This window comes from Lottiidibacillus patelloidae, assembly GCF_002262935.1.
Classification (GTDB): domain Bacteria; phylum Bacillota; class Bacilli; order Bacillales; family SA5d-4; genus Lottiidibacillus; species Lottiidibacillus patelloidae.
The window spans coordinates 102,414-122,769 of sequence record NZ_NPIA01000002.1 but is presented as its reverse complement, the minus strand read 5'-3'; the positions used below and the strand labels follow the sequence as shown (position 1 = coordinate 122,769).

The 20,356-nt window shown below is 35.8% G+C and carries 27 protein-coding genes and 1 pseudogene; 25 read left to right on the top strand and 3 right to left on the bottom strand.

Translation table 11 applies throughout. The annotated features are described in order from the left end of the window. Positions 1–141 precede the first annotated feature (141 nt). The 4 genes and pseudogenes from CIB95_RS04555 to CIB95_RS04540 form a co-directional block, all read left to right on the top strand. Positions 142–1,260, top strand: a pseudogene (locus CIB95_RS04555) (vitamin B12-dependent ribonucleotide reductase); the annotation flags it as partial. An 80-nt stretch (positions 1,261–1,340) separates the two neighbouring features. Next, positions 1,341–2,366, top strand: coding sequence for a spore photoproduct lyase (gene splB, locus CIB95_RS04550; RefSeq protein ID WP_094922513.1), 1,026 nt, complete (start codon positions 1,341–1,343; stop codon positions 2,364–2,366). Between the two features lie 80 nt (positions 2,367–2,446). After that, a complete protein-coding gene (gene mntR / locus CIB95_RS04545) occupies positions 2,447–2,869 on the top strand; it encodes a transcriptional regulator MntR (RefSeq protein WP_094922510.1) in 423 nt (140 codons plus the stop codon). 77 nt (positions 2,870–2,946) lie between these two features. Beyond that, on the top strand, positions 2,947–3,831 hold the full coding sequence (locus tag CIB95_RS04540) for a patatin-like phospholipase family protein (protein ID WP_094922507.1): 885 nt from the start codon (positions 2,947–2,949) through the stop codon (positions 3,829–3,831). Between the two features lie 15 nt (positions 3,832–3,846). Here the strand turns inward: CIB95_RS04540 and CIB95_RS04535 are convergent, their stop codons facing one another. Together CIB95_RS04535 and CIB95_RS04530 are read right to left on the bottom strand one after the other, a co-directional pair. Beyond that, positions 3,847–4,173 carry an SA1362 family protein gene (locus CIB95_RS04535; RefSeq protein ID WP_233143906.1) on the bottom strand — a complete coding sequence of 109 codons (327 nt, stop codon included), beginning with the start codon at positions 4,171–4,173 and terminating at the stop codon, positions 3,847–3,849. Positions 4,174–4,195: 22 nt separating this feature from the next. Further along, positions 4,196–5,137 (bottom strand): DUF1385 domain-containing protein, encoded by a 942-nt coding sequence (locus CIB95_RS04530; protein ID WP_094922504.1) that lies wholly within the window; start codon positions 5,135–5,137, stop codon positions 4,196–4,198. A gap of 166 nt (positions 5,138–5,303) precedes the next feature. Here CIB95_RS04530 and CIB95_RS04525 point away from each other — a divergent pair, with 166 nt between their 5' ends. The 13 genes from CIB95_RS04525 (at position 5,304) to CIB95_RS04465 (ending at position 13,512) form a co-directional block, all read left to right on the top strand. Continuing rightward, on the top strand, positions 5,304–5,810 hold the full coding sequence (locus CIB95_RS04525) for a YqhR family membrane protein (RefSeq protein ID WP_094922502.1): 507 nt from the start codon (positions 5,304–5,306) through the stop codon (positions 5,808–5,810). A 57-nt stretch (positions 5,811–5,867) separates the two neighbouring features. After that, positions 5,868–6,302 (top strand): type II 3-dehydroquinate dehydratase, encoded by a 435-nt coding sequence (aroQ, locus tag CIB95_RS04520; RefSeq protein ID WP_094922499.1) that lies wholly within the window; start codon positions 5,868–5,870, stop codon positions 6,300–6,302. Positions 6,303–6,304: 2 nt separating this feature from the next. Then, complete coding sequence (locus tag CIB95_RS04515; RefSeq protein ID WP_094922496.1) at positions 6,305–7,366, top strand: M24 family metallopeptidase; 1,062 nt, start codon at positions 6,305–6,307, stop codon at positions 7,364–7,366. Between the two features lie 44 nt (positions 7,367–7,410). Then, a complete protein-coding gene (gene efp / locus CIB95_RS04510) occupies positions 7,411–7,974 on the top strand; it encodes an elongation factor P (protein ID WP_094922494.1) in 564 nt (187 codons plus the stop codon). Between the two features lie 145 nt (positions 7,975–8,119). Beyond that, on the top strand, positions 8,120–8,401 hold the full coding sequence (locus CIB95_RS04505) for a YqhV family protein (protein WP_094922491.1): 282 nt from the start codon (positions 8,120–8,122) through the stop codon (positions 8,399–8,401). Between the two features lie 54 nt (positions 8,402–8,455). Beyond that, entirely contained in the window at positions 8,456–9,406 is a 951-nt protein-coding gene (gene spoIIIAA, locus CIB95_RS04500) for a stage III sporulation protein AA (RefSeq protein WP_094922488.1), read from the top strand. Continuing rightward, on the top strand, positions 9,403–9,915 hold the full coding sequence (gene spoIIIAB / locus CIB95_RS04495; protein WP_094922486.1) for a stage III sporulation protein SpoIIIAB: 513 nt from the start codon (positions 9,403–9,405) through the stop codon (positions 9,913–9,915). The genes spoIIIAA and spoIIIAB overlap by 4 nt, the downstream gene beginning before the upstream one ends. A gap of 21 nt (positions 9,916–9,936) precedes the next feature. After that, positions 9,937–10,137 (top strand): stage III sporulation protein AC, encoded by a 201-nt coding sequence (gene spoIIIAC / locus CIB95_RS04490; protein ID WP_094922483.1) that lies wholly within the window; start codon positions 9,937–9,939, stop codon positions 10,135–10,137. A gap of 15 nt (positions 10,138–10,152) precedes the next feature. Beyond that, positions 10,153–10,542 (top strand): stage III sporulation protein AD, encoded by a 390-nt coding sequence (gene spoIIIAD, locus CIB95_RS04485; protein ID WP_269844968.1) that lies wholly within the window; start codon positions 10,153–10,155, stop codon positions 10,540–10,542. A 22-nt stretch (positions 10,543–10,564) separates the two neighbouring features. Beyond that, the gene (gene spoIIIAE, locus CIB95_RS04480) at positions 10,565–11,737 is read left to right on the top strand and encodes a stage III sporulation protein AE (protein ID WP_094922478.1); all 1,173 of its coding nucleotides are present in this window, start codon (positions 10,565–10,567) and stop codon (positions 11,735–11,737) included. A 29-nt stretch (positions 11,738–11,766) separates the two neighbouring features. Next, on the top strand, positions 11,767–12,390 hold the full coding sequence (gene spoIIIAF, locus CIB95_RS04475; protein WP_094922476.1) for a stage III sporulation protein AF: 624 nt from the start codon (positions 11,767–11,769) through the stop codon (positions 12,388–12,390). 2 nt (positions 12,391–12,392) lie between these two features. Further along, a complete protein-coding gene (gene spoIIIAG / locus CIB95_RS04470) occupies positions 12,393–12,971 on the top strand; it encodes a stage III sporulation protein AG (RefSeq protein WP_094922473.1) in 579 nt (192 codons plus the stop codon). 13 nt (positions 12,972–12,984) lie between these two features. Beyond that, positions 12,985–13,512, top strand: a complete 528-nt coding sequence (locus CIB95_RS04465) for a SpoIIIAH-like family protein (protein ID WP_094922470.1) — start codon at positions 12,985–12,987, stop codon at positions 13,510–13,512. 105 nt (positions 13,513–13,617) lie between these two features. Here CIB95_RS04465 and CIB95_RS04460 read toward each other — a convergent pair whose 3' ends face one another. Then, a complete protein-coding gene (locus CIB95_RS04460) occupies positions 13,618–13,797 on the bottom strand; it encodes a hypothetical protein (protein WP_094922468.1) in 180 nt (59 codons plus the stop codon). Positions 13,798–14,041: 244 nt separating this feature from the next. Between CIB95_RS04460 and accB the strand changes: the two genes are divergently transcribed. The 8 genes from accB (at position 14,042) to CIB95_RS04420 (ending at position 20,225) form a co-directional block, all read left to right on the top strand. After that, a complete protein-coding gene (gene accB / locus CIB95_RS04455; RefSeq protein ID WP_094922465.1) occupies positions 14,042–14,536 on the top strand; it encodes an acetyl-CoA carboxylase biotin carboxyl carrier protein in 495 nt (164 codons plus the stop codon). Between the two features lie 15 nt (positions 14,537–14,551). Then, a complete protein-coding gene (gene accC, locus CIB95_RS04450; protein WP_094922463.1) occupies positions 14,552–15,904 on the top strand; it encodes an acetyl-CoA carboxylase biotin carboxylase subunit in 1,353 nt (450 codons plus the stop codon). Positions 15,905–15,918: 14 nt separating this feature from the next. Further along, the gene (locus CIB95_RS04445; RefSeq protein WP_094922460.1) at positions 15,919–16,305 is read left to right on the top strand and encodes an Asp23/Gls24 family envelope stress response protein; all 387 of its coding nucleotides are present in this window, start codon (positions 15,919–15,921) and stop codon (positions 16,303–16,305) included. Between the two features lie 144 nt (positions 16,306–16,449). Continuing rightward, positions 16,450–16,836, top strand: a complete 387-nt coding sequence (gene nusB / locus CIB95_RS04440; protein WP_094922458.1) for a transcription antitermination factor NusB — start codon at positions 16,450–16,452, stop codon at positions 16,834–16,836. 22 nt (positions 16,837–16,858) lie between these two features. Next, complete coding sequence (gene folD / locus CIB95_RS04435) at positions 16,859–17,722, top strand: bifunctional methylenetetrahydrofolate dehydrogenase/methenyltetrahydrofolate cyclohydrolase FolD (protein ID WP_094922455.1); 864 nt, start codon at positions 16,859–16,861, stop codon at positions 17,720–17,722. A 35-nt stretch (positions 17,723–17,757) separates the two neighbouring features. Then, entirely contained in the window at positions 17,758–19,095 is a 1,338-nt protein-coding gene (xseA, locus tag CIB95_RS04430; RefSeq protein ID WP_094923409.1) for an exodeoxyribonuclease VII large subunit, read from the top strand. Continuing rightward, entirely contained in the window at positions 19,088–19,330 is a 243-nt protein-coding gene (gene xseB / locus CIB95_RS04425; RefSeq protein WP_094922453.1) for an exodeoxyribonuclease VII small subunit, read from the top strand. Before xseA ends, xseB begins: the two co-directional genes overlap by 8 nt. A gap of 1 nt (position 19,331) precedes the next feature. Continuing rightward, positions 19,332–20,225, top strand: a complete 894-nt coding sequence (locus CIB95_RS04420; protein WP_408607189.1) for a polyprenyl synthetase family protein — start codon at positions 19,332–19,334, stop codon at positions 20,223–20,225. The last annotated feature ends 131 nt before the right edge of the window (positions 20,226–20,356 follow it).

The window sequence follows — 20,356 nt, the reverse complement described above, 5'->3', positions numbered from 1 at the left end:
TAGATGGTGAACCTCAATGTGAGAATATAATCCATCCACGAGGCCGCAGCATTACAATTAGTAATGATAAGGTATGCTGAACTTGCGGGAATACCAACCGTAAGAACTATCAGATAAAAAGCTGATAGGATAACAATATTGGAACAACCTCTAGCACCATATTCTGTATGTAACTTAGCTGCAATCAATTTAGCAAATGTAGCAAACAAACAAACAAAAACAGTAGATTTCAACAAACTAAAAGAAATCGTTGAAGTTGGTGTGAAAATGCAGGATAACGTCATTGACGCAACTCCCTATTTTTTAGAGGAAAATAAAAAGCAAGCACTTGGAGAACGTCGTGTAGGACTTGGAATAATGGGACTTCATGACTTGTTAATCTATTGTGAAACAGTTTATGGGTCAAACGAAGGTAACGAGTTAATCGATAAAGTCTTTGAAACAATTGCTACGACTGCTTATCGAACTTCAATTGAACTAGCAAAGGAAAAAGGAAGTTTTCCATTCTTAGTGGGAAAAACAGAAGAGGAAACAACAAAGCTTCGCTTGAAATTCATTAACACTGGATTTATGAAAAAGATGCCTGAAGATATTAGGCAAGATATATTAAAATATGGCATTCGAAATTCGCACTTATTAACCGTCGCTCCCACTGGATCCACTGGGACTTTGATCGGAGTTTCCACCGGTTTAGAGCCTTACTTTGCATTCCAATATTTCAGAAGCGGTCGTTTAGGAAAATTTATCGAAGTAAATGCACCAATTGTTGATGAATACTTAAAAAATAATCTCGACAAATCAATTGAGACATTACCTGAATGGTTCGTTTCGGCAATGGAACTTTCCCCTGAAGCACATGCTGATGTGCAATGTGTCATTCAAAGGTGGATTGATAGCTCCATAAGTAAAACTGTTAATGCACCAAAAGGGTATGCCGTTGAACAAGTACAAGCTGTTTATGAGAGATTGTATAAAGGAGGGGCAAAAGGTGGAACAGTATATGTTGACGGAAGTCGTGATGCACAAGTACTATCGCTAACAGCAGAAGAAAATTATCTTCAAGAAGAATTTCAACTAGAAGATAAAGAAAATGTACATGTAGCAATAATAGAAACAATTGCCCCATTAGAGGACACTTCGATAACTATCGGCTCTGAAGTAGGAAACGTTTGTCCGATATGTCGCAAAGGTAGTGTGAAAGAAATCGGTGGATGTAACACTTGTTCGAACTGTAATGCACAATTAAAATGTGGACTTTAATCATAAAAGGAAGATGCAAATTATGCATCTTCCGTTTTTTTTTCGAAAAATGTACAAACTAAACGTAAGGAGGTGAACAAATGAAGCCTTTTGTTCCGCAATTAGTCTATATTGAGCCGAAAGCATTGGAATATCCCCTTGGGCTTGAACTCAAAGAAAAATTTGAGAAAATGGGTATGGAGATCCGTGAGACGACGTCCCATAATCAAGTTCGAAACATACCAGGTGACAATGACTTGCAAAAGTATCGAAATGCGAAATCAACGCTTGTAGTTGGCATACGCAAAACATTAAAGTTTGATACGTCCAAGCCATCAGCAGAGTATGCCATACCACTAGCTACAGGCTGTATGGGCCACTGTCATTATTGTTATTTGCAAACAACGTTAGGTAGTAAGCCGTACATTCGTGCCTATGTAAATGTCGATGATATTTTTGAACAAGCACAAAAATATATGGATGAACGTGCCCCAGAAATAACAAGGTTTGAAGCATCGTGTACGTCAGATATTGTTGGGATTGATCATTTAACGCATACATTAAAGAAAACGATAGAATTTATCGGGAAATCAGAATATGGTCATTTGCGATTCACGACAAAATATGAACATGTTGATCATTTATTGGATGCTGACCATCGTGGAAAAACGAGATTTCGCTTTTCTATCAATTCTGATTATGTTGCCAAAAACTTTGAACCTGGTACATCAACGATTGAAGAGAGAATTAATGCTGCAGTAAAAGTTGTCGAAGCAGGTTATCCTTTAGGGTTTGTACTTGCCCCGTTATATCTTCATGAGAACTGGCAGGAAGGCTACTTAGAAATGTTTAAGAAATTAGATGAAAAGGTTCCAGAAAAATACCGCAAAGATATTACGTTTGAATTAATTCAACATCGCTATACAAAGCCAGCGAAAAAGGTTATTGAAAAGCGCTACCCTAAATCGAAGTTAGAAATGGATGAAGAAAAAAGAAGGTACAAATGGGGAAGGTATGGGATTGGAAAATATATTTATCCAAAAGATGAAGAAGCAGAATTAAGATCAACGATTGAAAAATACATTGAAAATTATTTTCCTGAGTCACGAGTAGAATATTTTACGTAAGTTTTCCCGTTTGCTTGTCACTCATAATAAAACTGGTGTATGATGGTAAGTATCTATTAAAAGTACGGGGAGAGAAAGCCATGCCGACACCGAGTATGGAAGATTACATCGAACAAATATACTTACTTATTGAAGAGAAAGGTTATGCTCGAGTATCTGACATAGCTGAAGCACTTAAAGTCCATCCGTCATCAGTTACAAAGATGGTTCAAAAATTAGATAAAGATGATTATTTAATTTATGAAAAATATAGAGGGTTAATCTTAACGCCAAAGGGAAAAAAGGTTGGGAAAAGGCTCGTTGATCGACACGAGTTATTAGAACAATTTCTGCGAGTCATTGGCGTTGATGAGAAACATATTTATGAAGATGTCGAAGGAATCGAACATCACCTTAGTTGGGATGCAATAGACCGGATTGGTGACTTAGTTCAATTTTTTGAAGATGAACAGTCACGTGTTGAAGCATTAAAAGAAATACAAAAAAATAAAAGTGAAGATTAGCAACCATTTGATGGTTGCTTTTTTTGGTCTAATTTTATCTCCTACTCATTAAAGTAGTATAGAGAGGAGGAGTCCAGATGAAAATTAATGGTGTTTTCTCCGGAGGAGGCATAAAAGCAATTGCTCTATTAGGTGCGTTAGAAGAAGTCGAGAAACGAGGCTTTACATTTAATAAAGTTGCTGGAACAAGTGCTGGTGCAATTATTGCATCATTAATAATGGCCGGATATACGACAGATGAAATTAAAAAATTATTGCTAGAAACGAAATTTACAAAATTGTTGGATACGCGAAAATCAATTTTTTCCTACTCAGTTTTAAAATGGATCAGTATTTATTGGCGCTTAGGTTTATACCGGGGAGATGCGTTAGAGAAGTGGTTAGAAAATATTCTAGCTAAAAAAGGAATAAAGACATTTGGTGACATAAAACAAGGAAAACTAAGAATTATAGCTTCTGACCTTTCAAAGGGAAGAATTATGGTTTTGCCAGATGACTTAGAGGATTATGGATTTTTACCTGAAAAGTTCTCTGTTGCTAGAGCTGTTAGGATGAGTAGTTCGCTACCTTATTTCTTTGAGCCGATAAAGTTGCACACGAATGAAGGAGAAAATCGAATTATCGTCGATGGCGGAGTATTAAGTAATTTTCCAATATGGTTGTTTGAGGAGCAGAATGGTGAAAAGTACCCAACAATCGGATTCCGCTTAAGCCCGTCATTGGAAAACGTGGCAAGTCGTAAAATAAAGAATGCATTTGAATTATATGGTGCATTATTTGATACGATGAAAGATGCTCATGATGCCAGACATATCGCTACATCTCATGAAAAGAACATTATCTTTATTCCTGTTAAGGATGTTGTTACGACTGAATTTAATATTACAAATGACCAAAAAGAAAAACTTTTACAGCTTGGAAAGAAATGTGCTGAAAAGTTTTTTAAAAGGTGGATTTATTAAAAATGGAGCAGCGAATTACACTGCTCCATTTTTCTTTTTATCTTTTTTTCCGTCAATGACAGTCAAATGTGTTCTTTTTCGTTTCGCTTTTTTTAGATTACTTTTTCCATGCATTTTTTTAGATTGTTTGACAGCTTGACGATATTTGCTACCGAGTCTATTGCCAGTTCCAGTTCTGTTTTGAATAAAGCGAAATAGGGTAAAAAGTACAATAGACGAGACAACAATGATACCTAAATACATAAAAAGTGAACTTGGATTTGTTATGAGTATATTAATTAAGCCAATTCCAGCTAATGCTAATATTATTAATACTATTGGGTTTTTTCTTAAGTTACCCAAAATATTGACCTCCTTAGCTGTTTTATACTGCCTTTTCATCCCTTAATTCATTCTCAAGGCTTAACATTTTGTTAAAAGAAGCGATTGCTACTTCAACTTGGTCATCATCAGGTTTTTTTGTAGTTAAGAGCTGTAACCATAGTCCAGGATATCCGATAAAACGTAATACTGGAACTTCTCTTAACTTATTAGTCAGTTGAAGAAACTCAAATGCTACTCCTAACACAACAGGTATTAGTGCAACACGATATGCTAGCCTTACTAACAATGGATCTGAAGGAACAAATAAATAAATGAAAATACCAACAATGACAGTAAATAAGATAAAGCTACTTCCACAGCGATAATGTAATCTAGATTGGTTTTGAACATTTTTAATAGTTAAAGGAACTTTTGCTTCATAAGCGTTAATTACCATGTGCTCTGCACCATGATATTGGAAAACACGTTTAATTAACGGTGTTAACGATATAAAGTAAATGTAACCGAGTAAAAATATGAACTTAATTGCACCTTCCACTAAGTTTTGTGCGATGTGTCCCGAGAAAATATCTATCGGTTTAAGTGTGTGTGCCACGATTGCAGGAAGACCAGTAAAAACGAGTTTAGCAAAAATGAAAGAAATGATTCCAATAAAAGCTGCACCAAAGATCAATGTCATTTTTGATTGCTTTTGTTCTGCGAATACTTTCTCTTCTTCTTTTGGATCAACATCATAGCGGTCGCTAGCAAATGTTAAATGTTTCGATCCGATAGCACTTGCTTCAACGATAGCAACTAGCCCTCGTAAAAAAGGAACTTTTTTTAATTTATTTAAAACTGGTCGTTCTTGTTTCTCTTGTGTGAAATAATCGATGGAATTATCTTTGCGGCGAATAGCTGAAACAGTGCAATGTTTCCCATTAAACATTACTCCTTCAACGATTGCCTGGCCACCATATGCTGACTGTTTTTTGTTTGTCATGTTTAGCACCAACCTATTCTTTGTATAACTTAACTCTATTTTACAAAAAATAACGCTAAACCTCTACCGTGATTATGAGCAATGACAACATTTTATCCAAAAAAGAGCTCATTTAGACCTCTATTAAAGGATAAAATAAAAAATAAAAAAATAGGTGGTTATAAAAATGGCAAAAGAAAAACTAGAACAAAATCAGCAAGAACAACCAATGTCACCACTTGTAAAAGCAATGATAACTGGAGTAGTAGGAGGAATTTTTTGGAGTTTACTCGGTTATGTTGCTTACATATTTAGCTTTACTAAGCTTGGTCCAGCATTAGTTTTGCAACCGTGGGCTGTTGGTGACTGGAAGACAGGAGTTTTAGGCCAATTTATCGGAATAGTTGCCATCGGAGTATTATCCATTCCAGTTGCACTAATTTATAAAGGCCTATTTTCAAAGATTGAAGGCATGTGGTTAGGAATCGTTTATGGTGTTGGATTATGGGCGCTCGTTTTCTTCATTTTCAATCCACTATTTCAAGATCTGAAATCTGTAAAAGAGCTTGGATGGTCCACAAATATTACAACAATATGTTTATATATTTTATATGGAGTTTTTATCGGATATTCCATTTCTTTTGATTATAAAGAAATGAATCGTGAGAAATCGTCAGAAATGTATTCAAATTAACTGCTCTTATGGTAGAATGTTCAAGGAACATTCTATTTTTTTAAGGAATAGGTGCAGATGAAAATACTAGTAATAAATGGACCAAATTTAAACAAACTAGGTCATCGTGATCAGCAAGTTTACGGAACGAAATCTTTTGAGCAACTACTCGAAAAGATACATTCTTTTGCGGATGTTAACGATTTTGAAGTAGTATGTAAACAGTCCAATTACGAAGGACAAATAATTGATTGGTTGCAAGAAAGTGAAATCTTTGATGGGGTTGTCTTGAATGCAGGAGCATTTACTCATTATAGCTATGCAATAAGAGACGCTATAGCTGATACGCAAGTACCTGTCATTGAAGTTCATATCTCAAATGTACATAATCGAGAGGGATTTAGACACCAATCAGTTCTTGCTCCCGTGACGAATGGGCAAATTACAGGCTTAGGATTTCAAAGTTATACTTTAGCTTGTTTAGCTATTAAAAATATCGTTGAGGGGGATTAATCATGGGGAAATTAGAAAGAATTCGTGATAAGTTTAAAGAATACGGCATTGATGGACTTTTAATTACTAGTGGCTACAATCGTCGTTATGCAACTGGGTTTACAGGTACTGCAGGAGTTGTATTAATTTCAGAAAAAGAAGCGAAGTTTATTACTGACTTCCGTTATATTGATCAAGCAAAAGAACAAGCAACAGAATTTGAAATTGTTCAACATACTGGCCCTATCATTGATGAAGTTGGGAAAGAAGCAGCAGCAATGGGTATCACTAAGTTAGGTTTTGAACAAGACCATATGACATTTAGTGTTTATCGTGCTTATGAAAAGGCAATTAATGGGACGCTTATTCCTATTTCTCAATTAGTTGAAAAGCTACGAATGATTAAAGATGCAGACGAGCTTAAAACGTTACAAGAAGCAACAGAAATTGCAGATGCAGCGTTTGATCACATCTTAACTTACATAAAACCAGGAATTAGTGAACTTGATGTTTCCAATGAATTAGAGTTCTTCATGAGAAAACAAGGGGCTATTTCTTCATCATTTGATATTATTGTAGCTTCTGGGTATCGTTCAGCACTACCACACGGTGTAGCGTCTGATAAAATCATTGAAACTGGAGAGTTTGTAACGTTAGACTTTGGTGCGTACTATAAAGGGTACTGCTCAGATATTACACGTACTATTTCAGTTGGTGAGCCTGGAGAAGAATTACGTAAAATTTACGATGTAGTTCTACAAGCGCAATTAAAAGGTATGGCTGGTATTAAACCAGGTATTACAGGGATTCAAGCAGATGCATTAACTAGAGATCACATTAAAGCAGCTGGATATGGGGAATATTTCGGACACTCGACTGGTCATGGTATCGGTTTAGAAGTACACGAAGGACCAGGACTATCATTTAAGTCTGAAACTGTTCTTCAACCAGGAATGGTAGTTACTGTAGAACCTGGTATTTACATTTCAGGTTTAGGTGGCGTCCGTATTGAAGATGATACAGTGGTAACTGAAACGGGAAATAAATCATTATCTCACTCAACAAAAGAGTTAATTATTTTATAATTTTATAACATCTATTTGTTTTGCAAAGACTAGGAGGAAAATACATGGTATCAGTAAATGATTTTCGTACAGGATTAACAATTGAGGTAGACGGTGGAATTTGGCAAGTGTTAGAATTCCAACACGTAAAGCCAGGAAAAGGAGCAGCATTTGTACGCTCTAAACTACGTAACTTACGTACAGGTTCAATCCAAGAAAAAACGTTCCGAGGCGGAGAAAAAGTTTCAAAAGCTCGTATTGAAAACCGCAAAATGCAGTACCTATATGCTAGTGGTGACACACATGCATTTATGGACTTAAACTCATATGAGCAAATTGAATTACCAGCTGCTCAAATTGAACATGAATTAAAGTATTTAAAGGAAAACATGGAAGTAGCTATCATGACATATGAAGGTGAAACATTAGGGGTTGAACTTCCTAAATCTGTTGAACTTCAAGTAACAGAAACGGAGCCAGGAATTAAAGGTGATACTGCTTCTGGTGGTACAAAGCCAGCTACACTTGAAACTGGTTTAATTGTACAAGTTCCTTTCTTCATAAACGAAGGGGAAACACTAATTATTAATACGACTGAAGGAAAATACGTTTCACGCGCTCAGTCTTAAAAGTTAATTGCAAAAGATGGCTTATGCCATCTTTTTTTTGACCCAAAAAAATATTCTGCAAAAGCTCGCCAATTCGGCGAGCTTTTTTAATGCTTTCATTTCTAAAAAATAATGTCCAAGCATATGGTGAAGTGAGGTGAATGAAATGAAAAAATGGCTTTCACATATTGAACCTACAATTTTATCAATGGCAGGGTTACGCCTATTATCGGGATTAATAGAATTTTCAGCTGCAATTGTCATGCTTCTATTAAATGATGTTAAAAAAGCGTTAGCGATAAACGCAATATTAGCTACGATTGGACCTGTCATCTTTCTTTTAACGATGACGTTAGGGTTAATTTATATGGCAGATGAACTCTCGTTTCAAAAGCTCTTCTTTATAGCTTCAGGAGTAGGTTTAATTTTAATAGGTTTGTACAGATAACACGTCATAAAATGTCCAAGCTAGCATACGAATGAAATAACGAGGTGAAATATCATGAAACATATCCTATCAATACTGCCACCTTCGATTAAAGCTTGTATCGAAAATTGCAGTCAAAAAGATTTAATAGAGGAGATACGGGTTAGAATTGATCATCCATTAGAATTAATTATTAGTGGAATGCCAAAATACCCTCTTGTGAATAACAAGCCTTATATTGCAAGCCATGACGATGGCATTCATCTACTGAATCACCTTAGTCAATTTTCACTTTATACATTAGATGAAGAGTTAAAAAAGGGTTACATCACCATTAAAGGTGGACATCGAGTTGGCTTAGCAGGAAAGGTAATCACAGAAAATGGCTTTGTCAAAGCAATAAGGGAGATTAGCTCATTTAATATTCGGATAGCAAAGCAAATAATCGGCATAGCGAATAAATACTTGCCTTTTTTATATGAACGACAATGGCAAAATACTTTACTTATAGGTCCTCCGAAAACTGGTAAAACAACGCTCCTAAGGGATATTGCAAGGGTTATCAGTGAAGGGATTCCAGAAAGAAAAATAGCGTCTGAAAAGGTAGGAATTGTTGATGAGCGTTCAGAAATTGCCGGAAGTGTGAAAGGGGTACCGCAACATAATTTAGGACATCGAGTCGATGTTTTAGATGCTTGCCCTAAAGCAGAAGGAATGATGATGCTTATACGTTCAATGAGCCCTGACGTCATTATTGTTGATGAAATAGGAAGAAAAGAAGATTGTGATGCAATCATTGAAGCAATTCATGCAGGGGTGAAAATAATTGTAACGGCTCACGGGAAAAACACAGATGAAGTTATGAATCGGCCAACCTTAAAACCTCTGTTTCAAGATAAAGTTTTTCAACGCTATTTTGAGTTAGGAGATACAAAAAAACCAGGTTATGTAACGAATGTGAAGGATCAGCAATTACGTGATTTATCACTTTCCTTAAACGAGCCAAAGGTGTTGGTGAAACGATGAAAATACTTGGAGCACTAATTATTTTGATAGCGACAACATTAATTGGCTTTTCCTTTGCAAATCGCTTAAGTAACAGACCGAAGCAGCTTAGGCATCTAAAATACGCTCTGCAAACGTTAGAGGCAGAAATCATGTTCGGTCATGTTCCGTTGAAAGAGGCTAGTAATCGCTTAGCTGCGCAAGTTCCGAAACCAATCGCAACTATTTTCTTATTATTTTCTAGCTCATTGGAAGAGGAAAGTACAAATGTAAAGATAGCGTGGGAAAAAACACTAATAAAAGCTTGGCCAGAAACAGCATTAGGAAAGCCTGAATTTGAAATTTTAATGCAGTTTGGTGCAACGTTAGGACAGCATGATCGAGTGCAGCAGCAAAAGCAAATCCGCTTAACGCTCTCGCACTTAGAAAGAGAAGAAGCGGATGCAAGAGATGCTCAAGCTAGGCACGAAAAAATGCTAAAAAGCTTAGGTGTTTTATCAGGTTTACTAATAATCGTTCTATTAATGTGACAGTGAATGGAGGAGCAATAGATGGACATCACTACAGTTTTTCAAATTGCAGGACTCGGGATTGTGTTAGCTATGATTGCAACGGTCTTAAAAGCAGCTGATAAAAATGAGTTTGTTCAATGGATAACGTTAATCGGGTTTATTTTTGTGTTATTCAAAGTGGCAACATTATTGGAAGACTTATTTCAAAAAATTCAATCCGTCTTTTTGTTTAGCGGATAAAAGGAGGTAGCGGTCATCGATATTGTACAAATAGTTGGTATAGGGTTGATCGCCACTTTCCTAGCATTAATTTTAAATGACCAAAAGCCAATGTTCGCTTTTATGCTAACTGTGTTTGTCGGAGCATTTATTTTTTTATTTTTAATCGATCAAATAGTCGCCGTCATTGTCATGCTAGAACGGATAGCGGTAAATGCGAACATAAATGATTTATATATTAAAACAATCTTGAAAATAATCGGCATCGCATATATTGCAGAATTTGGTGCACAAATCACAAAGGACGCTGGACAAGCAGCGATTTCGGCAAAGATTGAACTGGCTGGCAAAATCTTAATATTAGTGATGGCGATACCAATATTAACAGTAATAATTGAAACGGTTTTGAAGTTAATACCACAGTAATTGGGGAGGGGAAGACAAGCTTATGAATGGTCGAGAACTACTATTTGGACTTTTAGTTGCAGCGTTATTCACACTATTATTTTCTTCGCCTGTACAAGCTAGTACCCCCCACAAGCTCGTCAGTGAACAACTTTCTAATTTAGGAATAGATGAAGTGAAACAATATTGGGACGATGTGATGACGAAGTATGGAGGTTTCCTTCCGGAAAGTCAAAAAGGAACATTTTATGAATTTGTTAGTGGCGAAAAAAAGTTTTCAATCAAAGCTTGGTTTCAAGGTGTACTTAGCTACTTATTCCATGAAATATTAGCAAATGGAAAATTACTGGGCACTTTAATCTTTTTAACTGTTTTTAGTGCAATATTGCAATCATTTCAAAACGCATTCGAACGCCACTCTATTAGTAAAATTGCTTATGCAATAATCTATATGGTCATTATCATTTTAGCATTAAATAGTTTCCACGTAGCCATATCATACGCATTAACGGCCATTACCAATATGATGAGTTTTATTATTGCCTTAGTGCCATTAATACTCGCTTTAATGGCTTCAACTGGAAATGTAATATCTGTTGCCTTCTTTCATCCATTAATCATTTTTCTAGTAAATATGAGTGGATTATTAATTAAAAATTTTGTTTTTCCTCTCCTTTTTCTTTCGGCAATATTAAGCATCGTTAGTACATTAACCGAGCATTACAAAGTTACGCAGTTGGCACAATTGTTAAGAAATATAAGTATCGGTGCTTTAGGTGTATTTATCACTATCTTTCTTGGAGTTTTGTCAGTCCAAGGGGCGACAACAGCGGTTGCCGATGGGATCACCATTCGAACTGCAAAGTTTGTAACAGGAAACTTCATTCCTGTAATTGGAAGAATGTTCACAGAAGCTACTGACACTGTATTAAGTGCATCAATACTGCTTAAAAACACAATTGGGTTAATCGGAGTTTCAATTTTAATCTTGATTGCTGCATTTCCTGCAATTAAAGTCTTATCTCTAGCAATTATTTATAAGCTAGCTGCAGCGATCCTACAACCATTAGGAGCAGGGCCAATCATCGATTGCTTAAGCATCATTAGTAAAAGTGTAATATATATTTTTGCCGCATTAGCTATCGTTTCCCTCATGTTCTTCCTAACAATAACAATAATTATTTCAGCAGGAAATGTCGCCATAATGATGCGTTAATCATAGTTCCGATGAAAGGAAGTGTATAGATGGCTTTTTTAACGAGCTGGATTTCAAATATTATTTTGTTTGTTCTGTTAGCTGTAGTACTTGAACTTTTACTTCCTAATTCTGTGCTCCAGCGCTATGTAAAAATGGTGATTGGACTATTATTAATCGTAATTATTTTATCGCCACTTTTAAAATTTGTAACGGAAGATTTTGAAAAAGTCCTTGCTTCAATGAGCATTTCGAACAACCAAGAAGAAAAAAAGATAGAAAATTTAATAGAAAGTAAGAAAAAAGAAATACAAGCCTCACAACATGCATATATTTTAAAACAAATGGCTGTCCATATGAAAACAGCATCTGAAGAGGAGTTGATGGAGAAGTATGGTTTAGTAATCTCTGACATTCATTTAACAGTTGATGAAAATGATCAAGGTATTTCTGATGAAGTTACGCAAGTTCAAGTTTTCTTAAGTGACCAGCTTGATAATGAGCAAGTGGCGGTTGAGGTAGTAAAGCGAGTAGAAATAGATACTTCAAAACCGAAGAAACAGGAAACGAATGAACCTGATTTGAAAGCGGAGGAAATACAGGAGCTCCTCGCATATCGCTGGGGAATAAGTAGTGAAAAAATTGTCATCTCGGTAGAAAGGGGGCGAAAGTAAAAATGAAAGACTTAATTTTTAAGAATGGTAAGCTGCATCCCTATTTTGTAGTAGTAGTTTTAATAGGAGCTGGCTTAATGATCATATCCAACATGTACAGTACTGGAAATGATGATTATATAAACACACTAAATGACGAGCCAGATGTTGCTGCTTTCGGGCAAAAATCAACCCCTACGACGATGGCTGATTATGAAGATCATTACGAAAACCAGTTGCGAGAGATTCTTGAAGAAGCGGTAGGTATTTCAGATGTATCGGTAATGATCAACTTGGATGCTACTGAAACAAAAATACATGAATTTAATATGAAGCAGCAAACGCAAAATACAGATGAGACAGACAGTCAAAATGGAAAGCGTAAAGTAAAGGATGTTTCCAATGATAAGCAGGTTGTCATTATTAGGGTTGGCGATAAGGAAATGCCAGTTGTTGTAAAGACAGAAAAACCTGTTGTCAGAGGTGTCATTATAGTTGCCAAAGGTGCAGATAACATTCAAGTCAAACAGTGGATCGTTGAAGCTGTTACAAGAGTCTTAAATGTACCTGCGCATAAAGTATCAGTATTGCCTAAAAAATAAGGGGGAATTTTAAATGGTATTAAAAAAACAAACAGTATGGTTATTAACAATGTTAAGTTTAATTATTGTTTTATCTGTATTTTACATTTCTTCACCAGAACCAATGAACTACTCTGGGGATGTTAACGAAAATGGGGAAAATGCTACAAACAATGAGAATGATGGAACAGTTATTTCTGATATGACTCGAGATGATACGTTTATTGCTTTAGAAATGGCAAGAGAAGAAAAGAGAAGCAAAATGGAAGCTGATTACATGGCAGTTATTGTATCAGCAGATGTAACGGCTGAAGCTAAAAGTGAAGCATATGCAAAATTACAAGAGTTAAATGAACTTGCAGCAAATGAAGGAATGTTGGAAGAGTTAATCCGTATCCAAGGGTATGATGATGTAATCGTAACTACAACTGGAAATCGAGCTAATATTTTAGTGAAGGCAAGTGAACATACTAAAAAGGATGCAGCAGCAATTATGCTTCTAGGTATGGAGCAACTTGGTGAAGATATGACTGTTATGGTTGAGTTCTTACCAAATAATTAGTAAATGAAAGAGCCTGTGTCACAAGTACCAGGCACCTCATTAAACGTGAGGTGCCTGGATTCTTGTTTTCTCAGCATCTTTTTTAGTAGTAATAATATTTTTTACTTATCTTTCATCGTCAGTTGCACGATTAATTGCATCTGCAGTTTTGTCTACTGCGTTCATTGCTGCGCTTTCAACTTTTTCAACTGCATTTTCAACGCTATCAAACATTGCATCTGCCCCGTCTTTAATTGATTTAGCAGTTTTCGTTACAGCTCTTTGTGTATCGTTTCTGTTAGGCAAAGTTACCCACCTCCTAAATATCTTTAGTTTTAGTATTTGGGGAAAAAGAAAAAGTATTCTTCCGGTAATACAATTCATAATAGAAAATCTTAATTTTCCTACTATTCAATTTCGGATTGTTATGTTAAAATTTTTAATTGTTTAGTACCTGTTACTAATAAGAGGTATAATTTTGTTTAAGTTAGCAGAGTAAAATGCTATAATGAATTTGAGAGTAATATTAGGTTTAAAAGGAGTGTAAGTCATGTTAAAAATCCAAGAAATTCGTGAACTTATTAAATTGGTAGACCAATCATCAATTAGTGACTTTGAATATGAACATGCTGGTTCAAAAATTACAATGAAAAAGAATGAAGTTGTTAGCGGACAAGTAGTTACTACTGCACCTGCAGTTCAACATGAACCAGTGCATACGCCTGCAGCTGTACAAGTACAAACTCCAGCACCAGCTCAAACAGAGACTAAGCCGGAAGCAAAAGAAAAAGAAATTGACGAAAATTTACATAAAATTGTTTCACCAATGGTAGGAACATTCTATGCAGCGTCTTCTCCTGATACAGATAATTACGTAAAAGTAGGCGACAAAGTAAAGAATGATACAGTTGTTTGTATCGTTGAAGCAATGAAGTTATTCAATGAAATTGAAGCAGAAGTTAAAGGTGAGATCGTTGAGATTTTAGTTGAAAATGGTCAACTTGTAGAATATGGTCAACCTTTATTTTTAGTAAAGCCAGAATAATAGGGGCGAAAAGTGATGATAAAAAAGTTATTAGTTGCAAATAGAGGAGAAATAGCAGTAAGAATCATTCGTGCGTGTAAAGACCTTGGAGTGGAAACTGTTGCAGTATTTTCTGAGGCAGATAAAGATTCGTTACACGTTCGTTTAGCAGATGAAGCATATTGTATCGGGCCTACAGCATCTAAAGATAGTTACTTAAATTTCACTAACATTATGAGTGTAGCTACATTAACGGAAGTAGACGCCATTCACCCTGGATATGGATTTTTAGCAGAGAATGCTGACTTTGCTGAAATTTGTGCAGAATGTAATATTACGTTTGTTGGTCCAAGTCCAGAGGCAATTTCGAAAATGGGAACAAAAGATGTCGCACGTAAAACGATGGAGGACGCAGGAGTGCCAATCGTTCCTGGTTCCAAAGGTATCGTAAAAGATGTCAATGATGCGATTGAAGTTGCAGAGCAAATCGGTTATCCTGTAATTATTAAAGCTACTGCTGGTGGTGGTGGTAAAGGAATCCGTGTTGCACGAACAAAAGAAGACTTGATAAAAGGTGTTACGATCACACAAACAGAAGCAGCCACTGCATTTGGAAATCCTGGTGTATACTTAGAGAAGTATATCGAAGACTTCAGACATGTTGAAATTCAAGTACTTGCTGATAACTACGGAAATACAATCCATTTAGGTGAGCGTGATTGTTCAATTCAGCGCCGCTTACAAAAGTTATTAGAAGAAACTCCTTCTCCTGCGTTAACGAGTGAAATCCGTGAAGAAATGGGTGATGCAGCTGTTAAGGCTGCACAAGCAGTTAATTATAGCGGAGCGGGTACTGTTGAATTTATCTTTGATCATAATAATGGTAACTTCTATTTCATGGAAATGAATACTCGAATTCAAGTAGAGCATCCTGTAACGGAAATGGTAACAGGTATCGATTTGATTAAACATCAAATAAAAATTGCTGGCGGGGAAAAACTAGAAGTAAAACAAGAAGATGTGAAATTCAATGGATGGTCAATCGAATGTAGAATAAATGCCGAAAATCCAGATAAGAATTTTATGCCTTCTGCTGGAACAGTTGAAATGTACTTACCACCAGGTGGTCCAGGTGTCCGAGTTGACTCTGCTGTTTATCCTGGTTATAAAATTCCTCCTTTCTACGACTCAATGGTAGCAAAAATTATTACACATGGAGACACGAGAGAAGAAGCTATTGCTCGTATGAAGCGAGCATTAAGTGAATTTATTATTGAAGGTGTTCATACGACAGTTCCTTTCCACTTACGATTATTAGAACATGAGAGTTTTGTTTCAGGAGACTTTAATACAAAGTTTTTAGAGATTCACGATTTAACGAAAAAATAGGTGGTGAAGTAGTAATGGAAAATCATACATTAGAAATGAACGAACATACTTCATTAGGAAAAGTTGAAATTGCTCCTGAAGTAATTGAAGTTATCGCAAGTATTGCTGCAGCTGAAGTTCAAGGAGTTGCAGAACTTCGTGGAAACTTTGCCTCTGGAGTTGCAGAGCGCCTTGGCCGTAAGGTTCATAGAAAAGGTGTTAAAGTAGAACTTAAAGAGGATGGAATTGAAATCGATATTGAGATTGTTGTTCTTTACGGTAACTCAATTCCAGAAGTAGGTAAGCAAGTACAAGATAATATTCGTTCTCAAATGCTTACAATGACAGCTTTAGAGCCAAAAAATATTAATATTAGTATCGTTGGAATTCAATTTAAAAAAGACGAACTAATCGAAGAATAAAAGTCAAAGGGGGTAACCCCTTTGATTTTTTTCATTTTTAAGAATAAAACATTTATAAGTAGTTTATATAGGTTTATATAGGATAAAAAAATAAGATATGCTATTATTTTGTAATGTAGGCAATATGAATGAAGGAGAAGAACAATGAAAAGAAGAGAGGCACGTGAAAAAGCGTTACAAGCTTTATTCCAAATAGATGTAAGTGACACAGAACGCACAGAAGCAATGACTAACGTAATGGAAGATGCGCAAATAGACGAATTTCTAGAAAAACTAGTCTATGGTACGACAGATCACTTAGAAGAAATTGATGCTCTAATTGAAAAACACCTAGAAAAATGGTCGATTGATCGATTAGGTAATATTGATAGAGCTGTATTAAGACTTGCAGTGTATGAAATGAAATTTGAAAAAGATATACCAAGAAATGTTGTATATAACGAAGCGATTGAAATAGCAAAAACGTTTGGTGGGGAAGAATCAGGACGTTTTGTAAATGGTGTTTTGACGAAAGTCTCTCAATCCTTCTAATTGTACGATTGGAGGAGAAAGAATGGCTGATAAAATTATAGATGGAAAACTATTGGCAAGCCAAATACGCCTGACAATTAAAGAAGATGTCAATAAACTAATTGATAATGGGGTTACTCCTGGCTTATCAATGATATTAGTTGGGGATAATGCAGCATCACGTACTTATGTAAGAGCAAAAAGAAAAGCATGTGAAGAATTAGGCATTAATTCTGTAATCACAGAATTTCCGGAAGATATTACGGAAGAAAAATTATTAGCTGAAATTGAGCGATTGAACAAGGAAACTTCTGTTCACGGTATACTTGTGCAGCTACCACTTCCAAAACATATCTCAGTGCAAGCTGTAATTGAGAGGATTTCTCCAAGTAAAGACGTTGATGGCTTCCACCCAATAAATGTTGGTAAATTAACTTTAGGACAGGAAGGTTTTATTCCGTGTACCCCAATTGGGATATTAGCAATGTTAAAGTCAAAAAATATAGCTGTCGCTGGAAAACATGTTGTTGTCATCGGAAGAAGTAATATAGTCGGAAAACCAGTTGGCCAATTACTATTAAAAGAGAATGCGACAGTTACTTATTGCCATTCTCAATCGGAAAATATAAAACAAATTACACAGCTAGCTGATATATTAATTGTTGCTGTTGGCCAGCCAAAATTAATTACAAAAGAATATATTAAAGAAGGTGCTGTTGTCATCGATGTCGGTGTAAATAGACTTTCGGACGGAAAATTATGTGGAGATGTAGATTTTACTGAAGCCAAGCATTTAGCTTCCTACATTACGCCAGTTCCTGGTGGGGTTGGACCAATGACAATCACTATGCTTTTATACAACACGGTAAAAGCAGCAAACGAGCTTTATAAAAATAACAACGAATAATGGAGTGGTCTGCTTTGAATAGTAATAATAATCTAATGTCAGTCACTTCATTAAATCGTTTTATTAAAAGAAAATTTGAAAGTGATGACTTACTACAAAATGTCTGGATTAAAGGTGAGCTATCAAACTTTAAAAGACACTCCAGTGGTCACATGTATTTCACCTTAAAAGATGAGAAATCACGTATTCAAGCAGTTATGTTCGCTGGTGTTAATCGCTATTTGAAGTTTCAACCAGAAAGCGGAATGAAAGTTCTCATACGAGGAACGATTGATGTATACGAACCTAATGGGCAATACCAGTTGTATGCAAAAGAAATGCAACCTGATGGTATTGGTAACTTATATTTAGCATATGAAGAGCTGAAAAAAACACTACAAGCAAAAGGGTATTTTTCTCCTGAAAACAAAAAGCCACTGCCAAGATTTCCACAGAGGATTGGAATAGTTACTTCACCAACAGGAGCTGCTGTTCGTGATATTATTACTACGGTTCGTAGAAGATATCCAGTTGTAAAAACAACGATCTTTCCGGTTTTAGTTCAAGGACCATCTGCACCTAATTCTATCGCTAAAGCGATTGATAAAGCTAATGAGCAAAACGAAGTGGACTTATTAATTGTTGGTCGTGGTGGTGGATCGATTGAAGAGCTATGGGCATTTAACGAGAAGGTTGTAGCTGAAAGTATTTTTGCATCACAACTTCCTATTATTTCAGCTGTTGGACATGAAACAGATTTTACGATTGCTGACTTTGTCTCAGATGTTCGCGCGCCAACACCGACTGCTGCAGCAGAATTAGCAGTTCCGCATATTGCTGAACTATTAGAACGAATTAATCAGCGAAAAACGAGACTTAACCGGGCAATGAACGAGCGTTATCAAGGGGAAAAAGAACGGCTCTTACATTTACAGCGTTCTTATGCGTTTAGATATCCGAAGAAACTTGTTGCACAAAAAGAGGAGCAATTAGACCGGCTAACCGAATCGTTACATAAAGAAAGTATTCGCCTTTTTGAAAAAAAGCGTGAAAAACTAGTGTATTTGCAAAAAAATCTTCAAAGCCAACACCCGAAAGAAAAGCTCATGAAAGCATTTGACACATATAAACATACTGTAACTAACTTACAAAAAAATATGCAATCGATTCATAAAGATAAAACATATCTCTTTAAACAAAAGTTATCTGAGCTCAATGCTTATAACCCGTTAGCTGTCATGGAAAGAGGATATAGCATTGTATACTCTGAACAAAAAGAATTAGTGAAGTCAATGAAACAAGTCCAATTAGGCGATAAAGTAAATATCCAATTAAAAGATGGTAATTTAGATTGTCAAGTTTGGGGTATGGAGGAGAGTGACAAGAATGAGTAAGGAAAATGAAAAGGAAATAACTTCTTTTGAGAAAGCAATGGAACAGCTAGAAGTTATCGTGGAAAAACTTGAGGCTGGTGACGTACCGTTAGAAAAAGCGATATCACTTTACCAAGAAGGTATGAAACTTTCAACAATTTGTCATGATAAATTAAAAACAGTTGAAACACAGCTTGATGAAATCTTACAAGAAGATGGGGAGCGAAAGCCATTTGTCATTCAGGAGGATGAATAAATTGCCTGATGTAGACGTCTTATCCTATATTTCTGAAACAAGAAAAAATTTTGAAAAAGAGTTAGAAAACTATGTTAATGACTTAAAGTGCCCATCATTAATTAAAGATGCGATGTTGTATTCGTTAAAAGCAGGTGGGAAAAGGCTAAGGCCAATTTTAATGATTGCCACTGTGGAAGCGTTCGGAATCGCTAGTAAACGTGCCTTTGCAGTTGCAAGTGCACTAGAAATGATACATACATATTCTTTAATACACGATGATTTACCAGCAATGGATGACGATGACATGCGCCGAGGTAATCCAACAAACCATAAAGTGTTTGGTGAAGCGAATGCAATTTTAGCAGGGGATGCTTTAAATACGTTGAGCTTTGAGGTTATCGCATCGATTACTGATCCAAAAGTTACTGCTGAGATGAAAGTCGAGTTAATAAAAGAATTAGCTCGAGCTGCTGGTGCTGAAGGAATGGTCGGTGGACAAGTAGCAGACCTCCAAGGTGAAGGAAAACAGCTTTCGCTTGAAGATTTAGAATATATCCATACACATAAGACGGGTAAATTATTAGTTTATGCGGTTATGGCTGGAGCTATTTTGGCAAATGCATCCCCGGAAGATAAGGAAAACTTACGGAAATTTGCGGAACATTTAGGACTAGCTTTTCAAATCCAAGATGATATTTTAGATATCGAAGGTGATGAAAGTAAAATAGGTAAACCAGTTGGTAGTGATGTCCAAAATGAAAAGAGCACATATCCGAAATTATTGACACTTGCTGGTGCGAAAGATAAATTACAATATCACGTATCGTTTGCACAACAATACTTAAATAAATGCTCGGCAGATACAACACAATTAAATAATTTAACAGAATATGTGATGAATCGAGATCATTAACCATCTAATACCTTAATTAGGTAGTATCAAGGCATTGAGAAAATACATAAAATATGCTAAGATAAGGTTACTCTTATTTAGGATGGTGCAGTATTCTAGTCAGTCTCCCGTTCTTGAAGGCAGGCCTAAAA

Bases quoted from the DNA above. Each gene is read 5' to 3' on its own strand.
- splB (WP_094922513.1), top strand. From the start codon at position 1,341: ATGAAGCCTTTTGTTCCGCAATTAGTCTATATTGAGCCGAAAGCATTG.
- mntR (WP_094922510.1), top strand. From the start codon at position 2,447: ATGCCGACACCGAGTATGGAAGATTACATCGAACAAATATACTTACTT.
- CIB95_RS04540 (WP_094922507.1), top strand. From the start codon at position 2,947: ATGAAAATTAATGGTGTTTTCTCCGGAGGAGGCATAAAAGCAATTGCT.
- CIB95_RS04530 (WP_094922504.1), bottom strand. From the start codon at position 5,137: ATGACAAACAAAAAACAGTCAGCATATGGTGGCCAGGCAATCGTTGAA.
- CIB95_RS04525 (WP_094922502.1), top strand. From the start codon at position 5,304: ATGGCAAAAGAAAAACTAGAACAAAATCAGCAAGAACAACCAATGTCA.
- aroQ (WP_094922499.1), top strand. From the start codon at position 5,868: ATGAAAATACTAGTAATAAATGGACCAAATTTAAACAAACTAGGTCAT.
- CIB95_RS04515 (WP_094922496.1), top strand. From the start codon at position 6,305: ATGGGGAAATTAGAAAGAATTCGTGATAAGTTTAAAGAATACGGCATT.
- efp (WP_094922494.1), top strand. From the start codon at position 7,411: ATGGTATCAGTAAATGATTTTCGTACAGGATTAACAATTGAGGTAGAC.
- CIB95_RS04505 (WP_094922491.1), top strand. From the start codon at position 8,120: ATGAAAAAATGGCTTTCACATATTGAACCTACAATTTTATCAATGGCA.
- spoIIIAA (WP_094922488.1), top strand. From the start codon at position 8,456: ATGAAACATATCCTATCAATACTGCCACCTTCGATTAAAGCTTGTATC.
- spoIIIAB (WP_094922486.1), top strand. From the start codon at position 9,403: ATGAAAATACTTGGAGCACTAATTATTTTGATAGCGACAACATTAATT.
- spoIIIAC (WP_094922483.1), top strand. From the start codon at position 9,937: ATGGACATCACTACAGTTTTTCAAATTGCAGGACTCGGGATTGTGTTA.
- spoIIIAE (WP_094922478.1), top strand. From the start codon at position 10,565: ATGAATGGTCGAGAACTACTATTTGGACTTTTAGTTGCAGCGTTATTC.
- spoIIIAF (WP_094922476.1), top strand. From the start codon at position 11,767: ATGGCTTTTTTAACGAGCTGGATTTCAAATATTATTTTGTTTGTTCTG.
- spoIIIAG (WP_094922473.1), top strand. From the start codon at position 12,393: ATGAAAGACTTAATTTTTAAGAATGGTAAGCTGCATCCCTATTTTGTA.
- CIB95_RS04465 (WP_094922470.1), top strand. From the start codon at position 12,985: ATGGTATTAAAAAAACAAACAGTATGGTTATTAACAATGTTAAGTTTA.
- accB (WP_094922465.1), top strand. From the start codon at position 14,042: ATGTTAAAAATCCAAGAAATTCGTGAACTTATTAAATTGGTAGACCAA.
- accC (WP_094922463.1), top strand. From the start codon at position 14,552: ATGATAAAAAAGTTATTAGTTGCAAATAGAGGAGAAATAGCAGTAAGA.
- CIB95_RS04445 (WP_094922460.1), top strand. From the start codon at position 15,919: ATGGAAAATCATACATTAGAAATGAACGAACATACTTCATTAGGAAAA.
- nusB (WP_094922458.1), top strand. From the start codon at position 16,450: ATGAAAAGAAGAGAGGCACGTGAAAAAGCGTTACAAGCTTTATTCCAA.
- folD (WP_094922455.1), top strand. From the start codon at position 16,859: ATGGCTGATAAAATTATAGATGGAAAACTATTGGCAAGCCAAATACGC.
- xseA (WP_094923409.1), top strand. From the start codon at position 17,758: ATGTCAGTCACTTCATTAAATCGTTTTATTAAAAGAAAATTTGAAAGT.
- xseB (WP_094922453.1), top strand. From the start codon at position 19,088: ATGAGTAAGGAAAATGAAAAGGAAATAACTTCTTTTGAGAAAGCAATG.